This window comes from Ferrimonas marina, assembly GCF_900129905.1.
GTDB lineage: Bacteria > Pseudomonadota > Gammaproteobacteria > Enterobacterales > Shewanellaceae > Ferrimonas > Ferrimonas marina.
Map to the genome: position 1 here is coordinate 308,496 of NZ_FQXG01000004.1, position 17,705 is coordinate 326,200.

A 17,705-nucleotide genomic window follows, 5' to 3' on the forward strand; every position below is an offset into this window, starting at 1 on the left:
AAGATAAACAGGCCCTAGCTAACACCTTGCAATCCAACCCTTTCTCTTTCGCGCCCCCGCGCTGACCGCGTAAAGCCAACTACACTGAGTCAGGCAACGCATTGGGGAGCCCTGACCATTGAACAAATCGGCCACCCCACCCCCGTTACGTCGCCAGGTGGTGTGGCAGCTGGTGCTGCCGATGGTGTTCCTGCTGGCGCTGGGGATGGGTATCAACCTCTACCTCGAGCAAAAACGCTGGTATGCCGACGTCAACGACGAGCTGGAGGAGGAGCTGATCCTGGCGGTTGAGCGGCTCGACTCGCTGCTCGACAACGTCAGCCAGACCATCAACCTCACCGTCACCCACCTCAAGACCCAATCCCTGCCCGGCGATGAGCGGCTCTACCGCCTCACCCGCCAGCACCTGAACAACGATCCCGACATCTACGGCAGCGCCATCGCTCTCGAGCCCAGCCTCTATGGCCGTCGTTTTGCCCCCTACTCCTGGCAGGACCAAAACGGCCGGCACAGCATGGACATCGCCGCCAACGCCTACGACTACACAGACGGCAGCTGGGACTGGTGGGAGCTGCCCCGAACCACCAATAAGGCGGTCTGGACCCCGGCCTACTTCGATGAGAACGCCGGTAATGTGCTGATGACCACCTACAGTGCCCCCATCTACATCGATGGCGTATTCAACGGCGTGGTCACCGCCGATCTGGAGCTGGAGAACCTGGCCGACCGACTGCAGATGAGCAGCAGCGAGCTGATGGTGGCGGACAAGCAGGGCCGGCTGATTGCCCACGAGCGGACAGAGATGATCCTCACCGCCGAGATCGGCGATCTGCTGGCCGACACCGAAGAGAACCGCCAGCTTCGCTCCGAAACCGACACCCTCAAGTCCGGCTTCCGCCGCCTTAAGCTCGCCAATGGCAGTTACCTGGTGCTGGCCTATCGCCGCATGCCGGTGACCGACTGGCTGGTGGTGCTGTTCCGCCCCGCCGCCGTGGTGGATGCCCCCATCTACGCCGAGTATCGCCGGGTGCTGATGCAGCTGGTCACCTTCTCCTTGCTGTTTGCCCTGATCACCTGGCTGCTGGGCAACCGCTTGCTGTCACCGCTGCAGCAGCTGCGGGAGCGGGTCGGTCAGCTGCAACGTGGCGGCTGCGACATGACCCCCCTGGCCAACCCCGGCACCGAGGAGCTGCAGGCGCTGGATCATGCGCTGCTGGCGATGGCGGATACCCTGGCGGAGCGGGAGAAGCGGCTGCAGGATGCCCACGGCACCCGCCTGGCGGGTCTGCTGGAGGGGATGGGCGACGGCGCCTTCTACTTCTCCATGGACGCAGAAGGCTGCCTGATCCGGGTCAGCGACAGCGTGCAAAGTGCCCTGGGCTATGAGCCGGAGATCTTTTGCCACAAGTTTGCCCGCCTGCTCACCGATAACCCGGCTAACGAGGCCAACTGGCGCTACCAGCGCCAGGTGCTGGCGGGTGAACCGGTGCCGCCGCACCCGCTGGAGCTGCGCCACCAGGATGGCCGGGTTCGCCAGTTCAATGTCTACCTGCAACCGATCCGGGATGAGCAGGACCAGGTGATCGGGGCCGAAGCAATGCTGACCGACATCAGTGACGAGGTGGAAGCCGGGCGCTGGTACCAGTCGATCATTGAAGCGGCGCCGGATGCCATCCTGCTGGTGGAACCGGAGGGGCGGATCGTCTACCTCAATGAGCAGGCGGAAAAGCTCACCGGCTACGACAAACAAGAGCTGTTGGGCCAGGCGGTGGAGATCCTGCTGCCCAAGGGCTTTCGCGGCCATCACCCCACCCTGCGCCAGCGTTTTACCCAGGACTCCCACCCCCGCCCCATGGGCCTGAACAAGGACCTGTCACTGCTGCGCAAGGATGGGTTGGAGCTGGCGGTGGAGATCAGCCTGTCCCAGCTGCCCGAGGTGCCGGGGCGCAAACGCAAGATTTCCGCCATCATCCGCGACATCACCGCCCGCAAGCGCAGCGAGCTGGCGCTCAAACAGGCCAAGCGTCAGCTGGAGGCGATCACCGAATCCGTCCCTGGCGTGGTGTTTCAGGTGGTGATCGAGGGGCCGCCGAGCGGACCCCGCTGTACCTTCATCAGTGCGGGCATCACGGCAGCCCTGGGCCTGACCCAGCAACAGGTGCTCGAGGATATCCGCAGCCTGTTCAACCAGGTTCACCCGGACGACCGCAGCATCCTGCGTAATGCTCTGAAGGAGAGCCTCAACCCCCACCAGGATTGGCGCTCCGAGATGCGCATCGCCCCGATCGGCGGCGATTATCGTTGGTTCGTCATCGGTGCCCGCTCCGACGAGGCCGCCAGCGGCCTGCCACGTTGGACCGGCTTTATGGTGGACATCACCGAGCAGAAGGCGATGGCCAAGCAGCTGGAGGCCTCCGAGGCGCACTTCCGCGCCCTGTTCGACAACGCCGGCATTGGCATCGTCACCCTGTCCGACAAGGGGGTGATCAACGCCATGAACGAGCGCTTTACCCAGTTTGCCGCCCGGGACGAACAACAGCTGGTGGGCCAGCACATCAGCCTGCTGCTGCCGGGAGAGGAGCGCGACCACTTTGCCACCGAGATAGAGCCGCTGCTCAGCGGCGAACGGCGCCACCTGGCCAAGGAGCTGCGCTATCGCAAGGCGGATGGCGAGCTGCGCTGGGCCGACATCCGCCTGGTGCGGCTGGGGACTTCTTCACCGGAAACCGCCCTGGTGCTGACCATGTCCGACATTACCGAGCGACGTCAGGTCAACGAGGCGCTGAAGCAGGCCAAGAGTGCCGCCGATACCGCCAGCCAGGCCAAGAGCGATTTCCTCGCTAACATGAGCCACGAGATCCGCACCCCGATGAACGCCATCATCGGCATGACCCAGCTGTGCATGCAGACCGAGTTGCAGCCCCGCCAGGCGGACTACCTGAGCAAGATCCACTCCGCCAGCCAGACCCTGTTGGGCCTGCTTAATGACGTGCTGGATTATTCCAAGATCGAGGCGGGCAAGCTGGAGCTGGAACACACCGACTTCACCCTGGACAGCGTGCTGGAGCAGCTGTCCGATCTGTTCGCCGCCAAGGCCAACGACAAGGCGCTGGAGCTGCTGTTCGCCATCGATCCCAAGGTGCCGAAGAAGCTGCGGGGTGATCCATTGAGGCTGGGGCAGGTGCTGACCAACCTGGTGGCCAATGCGCTGAAATTTACCGAGCAGGGCGAGGTGGTGCTGTCGGTCAACCAGATCGCCCAAGCGAAGGAGCAAACCACCCTGTGCTTCTCGGTGCGGGATACCGGCATCGGCATGACCCAGGAGCAGCAGGACCGGCTGTTCCACTCCTTCAGTCAGGCCGACACCTCCACCACCCGCAAGTACGGCGGCACCGGGCTGGGGCTGGCCATCAGCCAACACCTGGTCAAGCTGATGGGCGGCGAGATCCAGGTGGACTCCGCCCCGGGGGTGGGCAGCGCCTTCCAGTTTACCGTGCCCCTAGGCCGGATCCGCGAGGCGGAGGTGGTGCCGCTGCTGGAGCTGGACAACCTGCCGCTGCTGCTGGTGGACGACAACGATACCTCACTGGAAGTGCTGGAGCGTACCTTGAGCAGCTTCGGCTTCCTGGTCTACCGGGCTCGCAGTGGTCAGCAGGCGCTGAGCCAGCTTGAGGTGATGGAGCCACCGGAGCTGGTGCTGTGCGACTACCGCATGCCGCAGATGGATGGCCTGGAGCTGGCCCAGCGGCTGATCGATTGGGGCATGGCCCCGGAGCGGATCCTGATGCTCACCGCCTACAGCGACGAAACCCTGCATCAGCGCACCGACAAGATGGGCCTGGCGGGTTTCCTGACCAAGCCCACCAACCCCAGCCGCCTGCTGGACAAGGTGCTGACCATGCTGGGTCACCAGGGCCAGGTCCGCCCCATCCGCCGCCAGACCAGCCTGACCCTGAGCCAAGCCCAGCTCGACCAGTTACGGGGCAAGCGGATCCTGCTGGTGGAGGACAACCCCATCAACCAGGAGGTGGCCTGCGAGTTTCTCGAGCAACTGGGCCTGACGGTGCACGTGGCTGAGCACGGCAAGCTGGCGCTGGAGAAGCTGCAGCAGTCCCAGTACGACCTGGTACTGATGGACTGCCAGATGCCGGTGATGGATGGCTACGAGGCCACCCGCCGGATCCGTCACGACCTCAAGCTGTCGCTGCCGATCATCGCCATGACCGCCAACGCCATGCAGGGCGACCGGGAGAAGTGCCTGGCGGCGGGGATGGACGATCACCTGGCCAAGCCCATCGACATCAACCATATGCACCAGACCCTGTGGCACTACCTGGGGGACGACAGCCCCCTGATCCCAGTCGAGGCCCCGGTAGAGCCCCCGGTGGCGCGCTGGCCACACCACCCTCTGCTGGACGTCGACAAGGGGCTGCAGCTGGTCCAGGGCAGCGAAAAGCTCTACCGACGCCTGCTGATCCGCTTCGCCGAGAGCCAGAAAGAGAGCATGAACAACCTGCAGCTGCACAGCCAACGGCAACAGTGGTCCCAGGCCCAGCGTCTGGCCCATACCCTCAAGGGATTGTGCGGCAGCCTGGCCAGCCCTGAGCTGGTGGCGGATTTTGCCCGGCTGGAACAGGCCTTCGAGGAGCACCGCAAGGCGCCCAAATTGCTGCTCAAGGCCAGCGATAAGATGGCCCAGGTACTCGATGCCATCGAGCAGTGGCAGCCCAACCCGGAGTCGGCCGAGCCGCTGGCCGATGACGCCCTCAAGAGCGCATTGCGAAAGCTGCAGCCATTGTTGGAGCGCTACGATCCGGAAGCCGCGGAGCAGGTGGAGGCGCTGGCACTGACCCACCATCCCCAGGCGGGGGATCTGCGGGAGCTGGCTAAACTGATAAAAGGCTATCAATTTGACCAAGCCCGGGCCTGGCTGGCCCGGCACCTGGGGGATGAACCGGAAGGCGGTTCCTCCTCCGCTGCGGAGGGCGCCGATGAGTGACAGCCGACCGACCCTGCTGCTGGTGGACGACACCGCCACCAACATCGATGTACTGGTGGGGATCCTGCGGGATGATTACCGTCTGAGGGTGGCACTGGATGGGATCACCGCCCTGAAGATCGTCGAGCAGTCACCGCCGGATCTGATCCTGCTGGACATCATGATGCCGCAGATGGATGGCCTCGAGGTGTGCCGGCGGCTGAAGCAGGACCCCCGCTTCGCCGAGATCCCGGTGATCTTCGTCACCGCCCTGGGCGAGGTGGAGGACGAGGCCAAGGGATTGGCGGTAGGGGCGGTGGACTACATCAGCAAACCGGTCAATGCCGCGGTGGTACGGGCCCGGGTGGCCACCCACCTGAACCTGTTCAGCCAGGCTCAACACCTCGAGTCGCTGGTGCAAAAGCGCACCTCAGAGCTGGAGCAGACCCGCCTTCATATCATCCAATGCCTGGGGCGGGCGGCGGAATACAAGGACAACGAAACCGGCTACCACGTCATCCGCATGAGCCACTTTGCCCATCGACTGGCCAAGGCGGCGGAACTGCCGGAGCACTTTTGCAGTTTGCTGCTCAACGCCGCACCGATGCACGACATCGGTAAGATCGGTATCCCGGATCAGATCCTGAAAAAACAAGCGCGGCTGGACAGCGGGGAATGGACGGTGATGCGTCAGCACCCGGCACTGGGCGCCGATATCCTCGGACAGCTGGATTCCGAGCTGATGCAGATGGCGTCACGCATCGCCCTCAGCCACCACGAGCGCTGGGATGGCAACGGCTATCCCAACCGGCTCAAGGGGGAGGAGATCCCCATCGAAGGGCGCATCGTCGCCATCGCCGATGTGTTTGATGCCCTCACTTCGGAGCGCCCCTACAAGCACGCCTGGAGCGTCGACGATACCCTGGCCCAGATTGCGTCGGAGCGGGGCCGACAGTTCGATCCTGAGCTGGTGGATCTGTTCCTGCCTCTGGAGCCGGAGCTGGTGGCTATCCGCCAGCGCTACCAGGACAACCAGGCCGTTGCCCAGGGCCAGAGGCTGGGCTAAGGTGTGGGAAAAATTTCAGGACTTTCCGTATGTTTGAACTTCATCCCCAGCTGGCAGCCGACTCCGTGCTGCTGGGTCGTCTGCCCCTGTGCCAGGTTCGTTTAAGCCGGGACAGCCGCTACCCCTGGCTTATCCTGATCCCGGAGATGGCCGGGGTACGGGAGATCCATCAACTGCCGCCTGAAGCACGAGTCCAGCTGCTGGCCGAGTCCTGCCAGGTGGCCGAGCTGATGGAGCAGATCACCTCAGCGGACAAGATGAACGTCGCGGCCCTGGGCAACATGGTGCCCCAGCTGCATCTGCACCATGTCGCCCGCTTTCAGGACGACGATGCCTGGCCCGCGCCCATCTGGGGTAAACACCCGGCCCGACCCTATGAGGCAGAGGCCCTCACCGCGGCGGCAACCAGCTGGCGCCACCACCTGGCCAGCCTGGACCAGTTCAACCCCGCCCAGGACGGCCAGTAACGCCCATCAACAAGATCAATGAGGGGCCGGCTCAGCTGGCCTCTTTCAGGGTCTGCGGCTCGACCAGGGCGTAGCCCAGGTCGCTGCTGACGGTAACCTCACCGTCACTGATGGAGACCGACAGGTCCATGCTGCGATCCACCAGGCCAGTCAGGGCGGTAGCTCCCTCCTCCGGCACAAACAGCACAGTCAGGTTGCTGAAGCGAGAGAACTTGCCCTTCTGCTTCTCCCACCACACCGGTACGGCACGGTCGCCGTAAGCCAGTACCACCACCTGCTGAGCCCGGCCACAAGCCTTCTTCAGCCGCGCCTCATCGGGCATGCCCAGCTCAATCCAGAGCTCAATCTCATCGGCATAGTTACGCTGCCACAGCTCAGGCTCATCGTCCTCACTCAACCCCTTGGTAAACTCCAGCCGCTCATCGGCGTAGAGGCTCCAGGCCAGCAGTCGCAGCATCATCCGCAGATCGGTTTCGGAGGGGTGGCGAGCCAGGGTCATGCCCTGCTCCATGTAGCGATGGTGGTCCATATCCGACAATTGGATACGGGCCTTGAATACGGTGGCTTTCAGCGCCATGGTGATATCTCTTGGGGGGCTAAGTTGGCGGCAGGGTACCCACTGTGGTGAGTAACCACAAGCATATCGGCCAAAGCTGTGGTGAAAATATCGCCCAACGACGCGCTTAGGGGAATCTTTTACCCTATTTCAGAGTCTTACCACCACTGATTCGATTCGGGGGGTTGCACTTTGCAACGCTTGCCCCAATAGTTATCGAACACATCTATGGGAGAACATCATGAAAACCATCTTCAAAGTTGGCCTGGTCGGTGCAGCCATTGCACTGGCAGGTTGTCAGGACGACGCGGCCAAAACCGACGCCACCGTGACCGCCCCTGCGGTGCAACTGGAAAGCGAAAACGATAAGGCCGCCTACGCCATCGGTGTATCCATGGCGCAGTACATCAGCGGTAGCCTGGAGCAGCAGGAAACCCTGGGGATCGAGCTGGACAAGCAGGTGATCCTGGCAGGCCTGACCGACGGCATCAATGAAAGCTCCCAGATGGACGACCAGGTGCTGCAGGAAACCCTGATGGCCTTTGACCAGCGCGTGAACGACATCGCCGAACAGAAGCGTGATGCCGAGATGGCGGAAGCCCAGCAGGCCGCCAGCGCCTGGCTGCAGGAAGTGGCGGCAATGGACGGCGTGGTGAAGACCGACTCCGGCCTGATGTACAAGGCGATCACCGAAGGTGAAGGGGCCAAGCCCTCCGCGGAAGACACCGTGACCGTGCACTACCGCGGCACCCTGCCTACCGGCGAAGAGTTCGACTCCTCCTACTCCCGTGGTGAGACCATCAGCTTCCCGCTCAACGGCGTGATTGCTGGCTGGACCGAAGGCCTGCAGCTGATGTCCGTCGGCTCCAAGTACGAACTGTACATCCCCTCCGAGCTGGCCTACGGCGAGCGCGGTGCCGGTGCGATGATCGCCCCCAACACCCCGCTGAAGTTCGAGGTTGAGCTGTTTGCCATCAATGGCGAGCCGGCCCTGGACGAGGCTGCCGAGCAGTAATGCCAGGCACAAACAACAACGGGCGCCCAGTGGGCGCCCGTTTTTTTTGGTCCATCGGTCAGAGCAGTGAGGCGGCATCCACCTTGCGGATGGTCAGGGTCACCCTGCCTACCTCAAAGCCCCACTTGGTCATCACCGCCACGTTCAGCAGCTCGTCTTCGGTCACCAGCACCATGGTGTCGTCGAAGGTGATCACCCAGCCGCCCTGCTCTTCAGGCAGCTCAAGTTGGTAGCGCCAGTTCAGCGCCGGCCCCACCGCACTGCCTTCAGCCACCCCGACCACGTCGTCCGCACGGCCCTGGTAACGACCGTCACCCAGGGCGGTGAGGGTCCAGATCCGCTTCGACTCCTCGCCATCGTCCCAGTAGAAGGTCTCGTCCAACACCCCGGTATCGTCCTGCCAGGTGCCGGTCATGGTCACGGTGAAGCGTCGGGTGACGGTGCCACTGCGGTCCTGCACCATACCGGTAGCCACCAGCGGGCCATTGAAGAACTGCTCCAGCACCAGCTCCGGGGTCTGGCCGCGGTAGCTTTCCATGGTGTTGGAGGAGCACGCGGTCAACAACAGCACAAAGGCAATCAGCCACCAGCGCATGTTAATCTCCTATCAGCTGGCTGCGCAGCTTGGGATAGCGGGCTTCGGGGTGAAGCCAGATGGCGACGAAGCTCAAGCCAAAACCGCCACCATCAACCCTACCCAAAGGCTGGTCATTGAAATAGAAGGCGCTGTGGTCTGGCTCCAGCTTGAGGGTCAGTCGATCCCCCTTCTCCACGTCCGGCCAAAGCGTCGACAAGCGGTTGAGCCAGGGCTCACTTTGGTCGGCCCGGTACAGGCCCAGCCGCTGCCACTCCTCTCGGGTCTTTTCCACCAGGTCATCGGCATCGATATCGCGCAGGTATTCCAGCTCTAACGCCAGCGGCGCCTGGATACCGTTGTAATCGCCGTTGTGGCTATAAAGACGGGCGTTGTAGACCTCGAACCACAACACCTTAAGGCGGGTTTCCCCCACCGGCTGCAATGCAGCCAGGGGGCTGGCCTGGCTCAGGACCAGGCTTAACGCAACGAGCGTGGATGACACCATGGCAACCTCTCATACCTTTTCAGCGGTCAACTGCACCGTGCTGATCCGGCGGGTCTCGAAGCCCGCCTGGCAGTAACAGAAGTAGTAACGCCACAGGCGGATAAATCGATCATCAAAGCCCAATGCCCGTACCCGACCCAGCTGGCTGTTGAAACGCTGGTGCCAATGATCCAGGGTCTTACCGTAGTCCAGGCCGATGTCGGTGAGGTCACGCATCACCATCGAGGTTTCCGAGGCGAGCAGCTCACCCAGCACGCGGACACAAGGCAGGAAGCCGCCGGGGAAGATGTAGGTCTGGATGAAGTCGGCGCTGTTGCGATAGCTGTCGTAGCGCTGATCGGCGATGGTGATGGATTGGATCGCCAGCTTGCCGCCGGGCTTGAGGCGCTGCTCCAACACCTGGAAGTAGCCCTTAAGGTAGCGCTCACCCACCGCTTCAATCATCTCCACCGAGACGATCTTGTCGTACTGGCCGGTCAGGTCGCGATAATCCTTGAGCAGCAGGGTGATCTGGTCCTGTAGCCCGGCCTGGTCAATGCGCTTTCGCGCCTCGTCGTACTGGGCCTGGGACAGGGTAGTGGTGGTGACCCGACAGCCGTAACGCTGAGCGGCGTGGATCGCCAGGGCGCCCCAGCCGGTGCCGATCTCCAGCAGATGATCGTCCGCGCTCAGGTCGAGCTGCTGACACAACCGCTCCATCTTGTCCTGCTGGGCCTGTTCCAGGCTCTGGGCCTCCTGCCACAGCGCGCTGGAATAGAGCATGCTGTCATCGAGGAACAGGCGGTAGAAGTCGTTGGAGAGATCGTAGTGCGCGGCAATATTCTTACGAGCATTGCTGCGCGAGTTGTGACGCAGGCGGTGTGCCAGGGTGCGTATCGGCCCCAATGCCCAGCCATAGCGTTTCTCCAGCGAATCCAGCATCGCCAGGTTGCGGCTGAACAGTCGGATCAACGCCACCAGGTCATCGCAGTCCCACAGGCCATCCATGTAGGCTTCCGCCATGCCGATGCTGCCCCCCAGCAACAATTTGCGCCAGGCCAGCGGATCATGGATGGTCAGACTGACGACACCCTCCCCCTGGCCCAATTGCCACTGGCTGTCGCCTTCGATGATCCGCACCTGGCCGTGTTGCAAGCCCGCCAACCAACGGCAGGCCAGGCGACGGCACAAGGCCAGGTTCCAAGCGGTTGACGCTGTGGCGACCTTGATCATGGTGTCTCTCCTTTTCGTCCCGGGTGTGGATAAAAGCGCGCACGCTTCCACAACAATTTCAATGCATGCCAGTAGATCCCCCAGACAATCTTGAAGGTCATCACTGGGCTGCGCCTTGTTACGCGATTAAGCGCAGCGCGGTTCAGCGGCTCGGGGGTCAAACTCAGGTTGGCCTCGAACGCACGGCTCTCTTGCAAACAGCGGATCTGGATGGCGATCCGGTCCGGCGCTATACGCACCTGCCAGCGGTAGCGCATCGCCAGCGGCATAAAGGGGGAAACATGGAATACCTTGTCGTGCTCCGCCGGGCCATCCAGCGGTACCAGGTAGGTGTGTCGCTCATTCCAGGGGGTATTGCTCACTTCGGCCAGCAGGTAGGTGAACTGGTTACCCTGGCGCAACAGGTAGAAGTTCACCGGGCTGAAGTAGAGTCCGAAGGTGCGTACCTGGGCCAGTTGAAACACCTGGCCATCCAGAGCGGTGCCGGCGAGCTCACTCATCCTCGCCAGTACTGCCGGCTTGAGCGGTCCCTCACCCAGGTAATCTTCGCGTCGCCAACGACACCAGGGCCGCCACAACGGCTGCCACTGAGCCTGTTCATCCAGGTCAAGCCAGTACATGTGCAGGGGGTACTCGAACCGGTGCGCCGGTTCGACCCAGCGCTGATGCGCTACGGTGCCAACGCACAGTGCCGAGTTCACAGCCCTACCCCGAAGCGTTCACAGACATCCAGGGCGCTGCGCACCCCATCCTCATGAAAGCCGTTGTACCAGTAGGCACCACAGAAATGGGTGCGACCCTGCCCGCAGATCCGGCTGCGCTCCTGCTTGGCCTGCTCCGCCGCCAGGTCAAACTGCGGATGGGCGTAGTCGTACTCGCCGAGGATCTGATCCTGGGCGATCTCCCTGAACGGATTGAGGGTGACGCAGTAGGTCTTGTCACTGGCCAGGCCCTGCAGGATGTTCATGTTGTAGCTCACCGCCACCGGCTGTTGGCCATCCCGGCCGCTGTCCATCAGGTAGTTCCAGCTGGCCCAGGCGCCACGGCGCTTGGGCAGTTGACCGACGTCGGTGTGCAGTACCACCTTGTTGTTGCTGTAGCGGATCGCACCGAGCACGCTGCGCTCCTCCTCGCTGGCATCCGCCAGCAGGGCCAGGGCCTGATCGCTGTGGCAGGCGAAGATCACCTGGTCAAAGCGGTGTTCCTTTCCTTGGCTGTCGGTCAGCAGCACATCCTGCTCCTGCCGCCATACCTGTTTAACCGGGTTGTGCTGCTCCAGGGTAAAGCGCTGCGAGGCCTTCAGTGCCTCAACATAGCGCCAGGAGCCCCCCTTGACGGTGTACCACTGCGGCCGGTTGGTGATCTCCAGCAAGCCATGGTGGTGGAAGAAGCGCAGGAAGAACCGCAGCGGGAAGGCCCGCATCTCATCGATGCTGGCTGACCAGATGGCGGCCCCCATCGGCAGCAGGTAGTGGCTCTCGACCCAGCCGGAGAAGCCATTGCGCGACAGAAATTCCCCCAGGGTCCAATCCGGGATCCGGTCCTCCCGGGCCAGGCTGGAGGCCAGTTTATTGAACCTGAGGATCTGGCGAACCATATTGAGAAACTGGGGGCGAACCAGGTTCCGTCGCTGCACAAACAGCGAATCCAGGGTGTGGCCGTTGTATTCAAGATCCCGGTGGGGATCGGTCACCGAGAAGCTCATCTCGGTCGGGCGGCCCTCGATGCCCAGTTGCGCCAGCAGGCGCTGAAAGTTAGGGTAGGTGCGGTCGTTGTAGACGATGAAGCCGGTGTCCACCGCCTGATCATCTACCGTCACCGTGTGGGTGTGCCCGCCAAGCCAGGACTCGGCCTCGAACAGGGTGGCCTGGTGGTTCTGACCCAGCAGATAGCCGCACACCAACCCCGAAACGCCGCCGCCGACCACGGCGATCTTCATTGCTTGCCCATCCATCGACATATCCTTATCTGCATTCCTTGCGGCAACAGGCTCAGCGCCTTCAAACTCCACGCCAGACGGCGCGGAAAAACAATATGGCTACGGCCCGCCCCCAGTCCATCCATGATCCGGTCGCAGGCGTCCTCCACCTCCATCAAGGCCGGCATGGCAAACTCGTTGCGATCCGTCAGTGGGGTGCGGACGAAACCGGGCGAGATGGAGACCACCTTGATGCCACGGTCGGCCAGGTCCACCGCCAGAGTCTGGGCCAGGTAGTACACCGCGGCCTTGCTGGCACCATAGGCTTGAGCCCGGGTAAAGGGCAGCAACCGCGCCAGGCTGTCCACCAGTGCCAGGGTGCTGCCTGCACTCATGCGCGGCAACAGCGGTCCCAGGCAGTTGGAGATACCAACAAGGTTGGCCCCCACCACCAGGTCAAACGGCTTTGTCTGCCAGTCCTCTACCGACATGTATTCGCAGGTGCCGGCGTTGAGAATGACCCGCTCCGGCAAGGCGCACTCGCTCAGCGCCTGTTGGCAGGCGCTGGCGTCCGTCACGTCGAACACCAGTGGCTCGATGGCGCCGCTGCTGTCGGCGGCAAGCTGCTTGAGCGCTTCGGAGTTGCGTCCGCAGGCCATCACCTGCCAGCCCTGCGCCGCATGCACCACGGCCAGTTGCCGACCGATGCCAGAGCTGGCACCGGTAATCAAAACCGTCGGCATATTGTTATCCAAATTAAAAGCTTACACGAGAAAACGTGAACGGAATGACAAAGGATCAGTGAACCAAAATAAAAAGGACCTCGTAACAGTCATCACGTTCTTTTGTCAGGAGTAGATGATGGCACTTTTTCAGGCGTTGCCGCTGTTTCCTCTGCCCAGCCAAGTGTTCCCAGGCGGCAAGATGCCGCTGCGGATCTTTGAGCCTCGTTACGTGCGGATGGTCAAGGAAAGCTTTGCCAGCAGCGAGGGATTTGCCATCTGTATGCTGGACGACCAGGGAGATGTGGAGCACAACACCCACATCTTCCCGCTGGCGACCCGGGTCCAGATTGTGGACTTCAATCCGTTGGACGACGGCATGCTGGGGGTCACGGTCGAGGGGCTGGAACGGTTGCGCATCCACAGCGTGCGCACGGAAGAAGATGGCTTGCGGGTGGGCCGGGCCGAAGGTCTGCCCAATTGGCCGCACCAGCTGTTAGCGGAAGAGCAACGCATGTTGGCGCAGCAGCTGGCGCAGATATTTAAGGACTACACCGAGCTGGCCGGGCTCTACCCCGAGCCCCATTACGACGACGCCAGCTGGGTCGCCCAGCGCTGGCTGGAACTGGTGCCGCTGACCGGCCGCGATAAGCAGAGGTTGTGGCAACAGGAGGGGCCCGAGCCCACCCTGAAGTTGATTAACGAGATGCTGACCAAGGAGTGATCCGGTTATGACAAGGCAACGTAAGCTAGCCTTTGAACGCAATGCGCAGGATACTGAGGTTATGGCAATCGCAACTGAGAGCTTGGCCAGGATGGCGCCAGACAGTTCCAAACGCACCGACGACCACCAGATGTGGTTGCAAAAGATCAGTGAGGACCGTGACAAGGTCGCTTACACCCATCTTTTTCGGTACTACGCACCCCGGCTGTTGAGCCACGCACGCAAGTTGTTCAACAACGATGCGATGGCACAAGAGATGGTGCAGGAAACCATGACCAAGGTGTGGCTCAAAGCTCACCTGTATCATCGCGACAAGGGGCAGGTCTCCACCTGGCTGTTTACCATCGCCCGTAACGTCCGTTTCGATATGCTCCGCCGCCAGCAGTCTCGCCCTGAGCAGCTGTGCGCCGACGAGGTTTATCTGGACTACGAGGCGGACTTTGATGCCGACAGCGATAACGCTCACCTGGACACGCCGGTGTTACGCCAGCAGCTGCAGCACTTTTGTGACAAGCTGCCCGCCAACCAGCACCAGGTCGTTCACCTTATCTATTTTGAAGATCGGTCGCAGCAAGAAGTGGCAGACGCCCTAGGGATCCCCCTGGGCACGGTTAAGTCACGCCTGCGTCTCGCACTGGCCAAGATCCGGGAGTTAATCGATGAGCAACGTTAATCATCATCCAGACATCAGCAGCCTCAAGGCCTACGCCGCCGGGGAGATGGCCGGTGGACCCGCGATGTTGCTCGCAGCCCATCTGGAATACTGCGAACACTGCCGCAACCAGATGCGCCAACTTGAGCAGTCGCTGTCTCAGACCATGGAGGAGCCCTGTGAGGAGCCCGATCTGCTTGAGCAGATGCTGAGCCAGTCGCTGGCACAGCTGCCGGTGGTCGACTCGTTGCCGGAGCCGGAGCCGTTGCCCCACAACGAGATCCAGTTGGAGGACAAGCGCTTCGTGCTGCCCCAGGTAATCGCACGCCAGGTCGCCAAGCTGGGTGGTTGGAATCGCATGCCCGGGCAGCTGCACCAGGCGCGACTGAACATTGATGGCAGCCATCTGCATTTCATCCACATTGGTAAGGCTTCGCAGGTGCCACCTCACACCCACAAGGGCCGGGAATTTACCCTGGTACTGCACGGTGGTTTTAGCGACGATGCGGGCGATTATGGCGTGGGCGATTTCATCTGCCTGGATGAGAGCCACAGCCATCAACCCCGCACCGATGAACACGAGGATTGCCTGGTGATAACCGCGCTGGAGGGGCCGTTGCAGTTCACCTCCGGCCTCAGTCGTATGCTCAATCCGCTGTCTCAGCTGTTCTTTCGCTGATACCTCAGTGTCCTGAGCCCACAAAAAAGCCGCGACTGACGTCGCGGCTTTTTGCTGCTTGGGCCCTTACTTGGCGGAGAGGTAGCCCATCAGGTTAACCAACTGCTCCAGGGTTTCGACCTCGCGCATGTTGATCAGGTAGCGGTTGTTGACCACAAAGGAGGGCACGCTCTGTACCTGGTACTGCACCTGCTCCTTCTGCCAATCCACTACGGCCTGGTTAACCACATCGCTGCTGGCTGCGGCATCAAAGGCGGTACCGTCGACACCGGCGTCAACGAAGATGGCACGCAGGTCTGCCAGGTTCTCAACCTGGGGGTCGTCGTGGTTATGGGCACTGTGATCGTGGTGCTTGCCACCGAGGATCTCAAACAGGGTCTCTTTCAGCTGCTTTTGCTGCTCACCGCTGGTGGTCTGCTGCAGGATAGCGTAGCCACGCAGTACGTCTTCACCGGTCTGGTTGCCGGCAAAGTTCACGTGCTTCTGCTCGAAGCCGATGGACTGGGATTCCAGCATCGGTACGATCATCGGCAGGAAGCGGGATTCCATGTTGTAGCAGGCGCCACAGTAGAGGGAGAAGTACTCGGTCACCAGCGGGCCTTCGCTTTGGCCTTGCGGGTCCACCACGCTGTAGTGCTGCCCCTCAACAAAAGCCGATGCGGCGCTGGCGGTGGCGCTGGCCGGTTGGGTCGGAGCCTGGGATTCTGCCGGCGCCTGAGGCTGCTCGGAGCAACCCGCCATCATGGCGGCGGCCAAAAGGGAAACAATAGCTAGTGGCTTTTTCACATCTACCTCGATAGGAATGGGTTCGGACTCGTTGTCCTTGTCGCTAAGAGTAACCCTTGGAGCCACGCCAAGGTCAACCGGAATTGCTCTCGCCAACGAGAAAGTGTGATAGCAGCAAAAAACCGGCTATCTGACCCGAGCTGTGGGGAACTTTTTCCAACCATTCTGGCTGCTTCCGGGTTTTAGGATATAGTGTGGCGAAGACCCAGATTAAGGAGACCCCCTTTGTTGCGCACCTTGCCCCTGCTTGGCCTGATCCTGCTCACCGGATGCAGCAGTGCCGGCCCCAAACCGCTACCGGAAGACAACCATGCGTTCTCTTTTGATACCGGCCAAGATGGCGAGACCGAGTTCGTCTTTACCTACTTTGGCGAGGAAGCCGCGCCGGATCCCCGGTTGCGACGCCTGCAACAACGTCCCACCAGCGACAGCGGGCCGGTGCCCGGCTCCGGCGCCTACGTCGACGAGCACCAGCTGTTTCTGCTGCTGGAGCGGGAGCTGGACGCCAATGAACTGTGCCTGGATGGCTACCGCATCATCAAGCGCCGACCCACCCGCCACGGCATCACCATGCAGGGCCGCTGCGCCGGATAGCACCCTGCCTCTGTATCAAGACTGCATTGCCGCCTGAACCTGCTGGTAGGCCTGGCCACGCCGACGGGCCAACAGCCACCAGGCCAGCGGCAACAGGGTCAGCAGCGCCAATCGCAGCGGTGCGCTCAGCGGCAACAGGCTGACCAGTCCCAGCGCCAGGGCCGCGCCGCTCATCTGCAGGCACACCAGCAAAGCAGACGCGGTACCGGCACGCTCACCAAAGGGTACCAACGCAGCCCCGCCGCTGATCGCCAGCAGGAAGCAGAAGCCCACCGAGGCCAGGAACACCGGGCCCATAAAGGCCAGCGGATGCAACCAGTGCTGTAGCCCTACCAGACCCAGACAGGCCAGCACACACAGACCCACCCCGATCTGCAGCCCGCGGCGCTTGCCCACCCGAGCGATGATGCTTGGGGCCATAAAGGCACCGGCGATGTTGATGGCTGCATTCAGGCCAAACCACTGGGCGAACGCCATCGGCGTTTGCTCCATCTCTACCATCAATACCGCGGGCGCGTAAGAGACGTACGCCAGGATCACCGCCATCGCCAGCAGGTTCATCACGCCGTAGAACAGGAACACCGGGTGGCTGAGCACCGGCTGGAAGCGGGCAAAGCTCAACAGCGGGCCTTGGGTGTCGGTGTGGGCCGGTCGGGTCTCCGGCAAACGCCAGGCGATCACCGCCATGGCCAGAGCGCCGTAACCCGCCATAAAGTAGAAGTTGGCTCGCCAACCCCACCACTCGGTCAGCAGGCCACCGAGCAGCGGTGCCAGCGCCGGCACAATGCAGATCACCCCGTTGAGGTAGCTGTACAGCGCGGTAAGGCGATCCTTAGGGTAGCTGTCCCGCACCCCGGAAAAAGCCGCCACCGAGATGCCACAGGTGCCCAGCCCCTGCAGCAGACGGGAGGCCCACAGCCATTCGATGCTGTTGGCCCAGGCCCCCAGCAAGGCGGCCAGGACATAGATAGCCATGCCAGCCAGGGCCACGGGACGGCGGCCGTAGCGATCCGCCAGCGGCCCGGCCAGCAGCTGGCCCACTCCCATGCTCACCACAAACAGGCCCACCAGCGCCTGCACCGAGGCCATATCGGCACGCAGTGCCTCCGCCATCGCTGGGATCGCCGGCAGGAAGATGTCGATGGCCAGGGGGCTGAATACCACCATCAGCATAAACAGGGTAAAGGGGGCTTTTTGTGCGGTCATGAAGCGGCTCGTCTGGGAAAAACTGGGCGCAATTCTAGTGACCAGCGG

17 protein-coding genes are annotated in these 17,705 nt (G+C 62.2%); 8 read left to right on the forward strand and 9 right to left on the reverse strand.

Translation table 11 applies throughout. The features are described from left to right. Positions 1–118 precede the first annotated feature (118 nt). The 3 genes from BUC04_RS11475 to BUC04_RS11485 are packed head-to-tail and all read left to right on the forward strand — an operon-like array spanning position 119 to position 6,511. Positions 119–4,999 carry a PAS domain S-box protein gene (locus BUC04_RS11475; protein WP_067657034.1) on the forward strand — a complete coding sequence of 1,627 codons (4,881 nt, stop codon included), beginning with the start codon at positions 119–121 and terminating at the stop codon, positions 4,997–4,999. Continuing rightward, positions 4,992–6,044: an HD-GYP domain-containing protein gene (locus BUC04_RS11480; RefSeq protein WP_067657037.1), complete on the forward strand. Its 1,053-nt coding sequence runs from the start codon at positions 4,992–4,994 to the stop codon at positions 6,042–6,044. Before BUC04_RS11475 ends, BUC04_RS11480 begins: the two co-directional genes overlap by 8 nt. Before the next feature lie 29 nt (positions 6,045–6,073). Then, a complete protein-coding gene (locus tag BUC04_RS11485; protein ID WP_067657040.1) occupies positions 6,074–6,511 on the forward strand; it encodes an HIT domain-containing protein in 438 nt (145 codons plus the stop codon). A 31-nt stretch (positions 6,512–6,542) separates the two neighbouring features. On the opposite strand, the gene BUC04_RS11490 is transcribed toward BUC04_RS11485, so the two are convergent. Beyond that, positions 6,543–7,088, reverse strand: a complete 546-nt coding sequence (locus BUC04_RS11490; RefSeq protein ID WP_067657043.1) for a YaeQ family protein — start codon at positions 7,086–7,088, stop codon at positions 6,543–6,545. A 220-nt stretch (positions 7,089–7,308) separates the two neighbouring features. On the opposite strand from BUC04_RS11490, the gene fkpA reads away from it, so the two are divergent. Then, positions 7,309–8,082 (forward strand): FKBP-type peptidyl-prolyl cis-trans isomerase, encoded by a 774-nt coding sequence (gene fkpA / locus BUC04_RS11495; protein WP_067657046.1) that lies wholly within the window; start codon positions 7,309–7,311, stop codon positions 8,080–8,082. Positions 8,083–8,140: 58 nt separating this feature from the next. Here the strand turns inward: fkpA and BUC04_RS11500 are convergent, their stop codons facing one another. Genes BUC04_RS11500 through BUC04_RS11525 form a run of 6 tightly spaced genes read right to left on the reverse strand, consistent with a single transcriptional unit; the run spans position 8,141 to position 13,037 of the window. Then, the gene (locus BUC04_RS11500) at positions 8,141–8,677 is read right to left on the reverse strand and encodes a DUF3833 domain-containing protein (protein ID WP_067657049.1); all 537 of its coding nucleotides are present in this window, start codon (positions 8,675–8,677) and stop codon (positions 8,141–8,143) included. Between the two features lies 1 nt (position 8,678). After that, entirely contained in the window at positions 8,679–9,164 is a 486-nt protein-coding gene (locus tag BUC04_RS11505) for a chalcone isomerase family protein (protein ID WP_067657052.1), read from the reverse strand. 9 nt (positions 9,165–9,173) lie between these two features. Beyond that, positions 9,174–10,376 (reverse strand): SAM-dependent methyltransferase, encoded by a 1,203-nt coding sequence (locus BUC04_RS11510; protein ID WP_067657055.1) that lies wholly within the window; start codon positions 10,374–10,376, stop codon positions 9,174–9,176. Continuing rightward, the gene (locus BUC04_RS11515) at positions 10,373–11,077 is read right to left on the reverse strand and encodes a DUF1365 domain-containing protein (protein ID WP_067657058.1); all 705 of its coding nucleotides are present in this window, start codon (positions 11,075–11,077) and stop codon (positions 10,373–10,375) included. Before BUC04_RS11515 ends, BUC04_RS11510 begins: the two co-directional genes overlap by 4 nt. Then, entirely contained in the window at positions 11,074–12,330 is a 1,257-nt protein-coding gene (locus tag BUC04_RS11520) for an NAD(P)/FAD-dependent oxidoreductase (protein WP_373277932.1), read from the reverse strand. Before BUC04_RS11520 ends, BUC04_RS11515 begins: the two co-directional genes overlap by 4 nt. Further along, a complete protein-coding gene (locus BUC04_RS11525) occupies positions 12,312–13,037 on the reverse strand; it encodes an SDR family NAD(P)-dependent oxidoreductase (protein ID WP_067657064.1) in 726 nt (241 codons plus the stop codon). Before BUC04_RS11525 ends, BUC04_RS11520 begins: the two co-directional genes overlap by 19 nt. Positions 13,038–13,155: 118 nt before the next feature. On the opposite strand from BUC04_RS11525, the gene BUC04_RS11530 reads away from it, so the two are divergent. From BUC04_RS11530 to BUC04_RS11540, 3 genes are all read left to right on the forward strand, one after another. Beyond that, on the forward strand, positions 13,156–13,740 hold the full coding sequence (locus tag BUC04_RS11530) for an LON peptidase substrate-binding domain-containing protein (protein WP_067657066.1): 585 nt from the start codon (positions 13,156–13,158) through the stop codon (positions 13,738–13,740). Positions 13,741–13,801: 61 nt separating this feature from the next. Continuing rightward, complete coding sequence (locus BUC04_RS11535; RefSeq protein WP_159437691.1) at positions 13,802–14,413, forward strand: sigma-70 family RNA polymerase sigma factor; 612 nt, start codon at positions 13,802–13,804, stop codon at positions 14,411–14,413. After that, complete coding sequence (locus BUC04_RS11540; protein WP_067657072.1) at positions 14,400–15,071, forward strand: ChrR family anti-sigma-E factor; 672 nt, start codon at positions 14,400–14,402, stop codon at positions 15,069–15,071. The genes BUC04_RS11535 and BUC04_RS11540 overlap by 14 nt, the downstream gene beginning before the upstream one ends. Positions 15,072–15,137: 66 nt before the next feature. Here BUC04_RS11540 and BUC04_RS11545 read toward each other — a convergent pair whose 3' ends face one another. Beyond that, positions 15,138–15,857 (reverse strand): thiol:disulfide interchange protein DsbA/DsbL, encoded by a 720-nt coding sequence (locus BUC04_RS11545; protein ID WP_143165691.1) that lies wholly within the window; start codon positions 15,855–15,857, stop codon positions 15,138–15,140. Between the two features lie 225 nt (positions 15,858–16,082). On the opposite strand from BUC04_RS11545, the gene BUC04_RS11550 reads away from it, so the two are divergent. Then, positions 16,083–16,451, forward strand: coding sequence for a hypothetical protein (locus BUC04_RS11550; RefSeq protein ID WP_067657078.1), 369 nt, complete (start codon positions 16,083–16,085; stop codon positions 16,449–16,451). 15 nt (positions 16,452–16,466) lie between these two features. Here BUC04_RS11550 and BUC04_RS11555 read toward each other — a convergent pair whose 3' ends face one another. After that, entirely contained in the window at positions 16,467–17,657 is a 1,191-nt protein-coding gene (locus tag BUC04_RS11555) for a multidrug effflux MFS transporter (protein WP_067657081.1), read from the reverse strand. Positions 17,658–17,705: the final 48 nt, after the last annotated feature.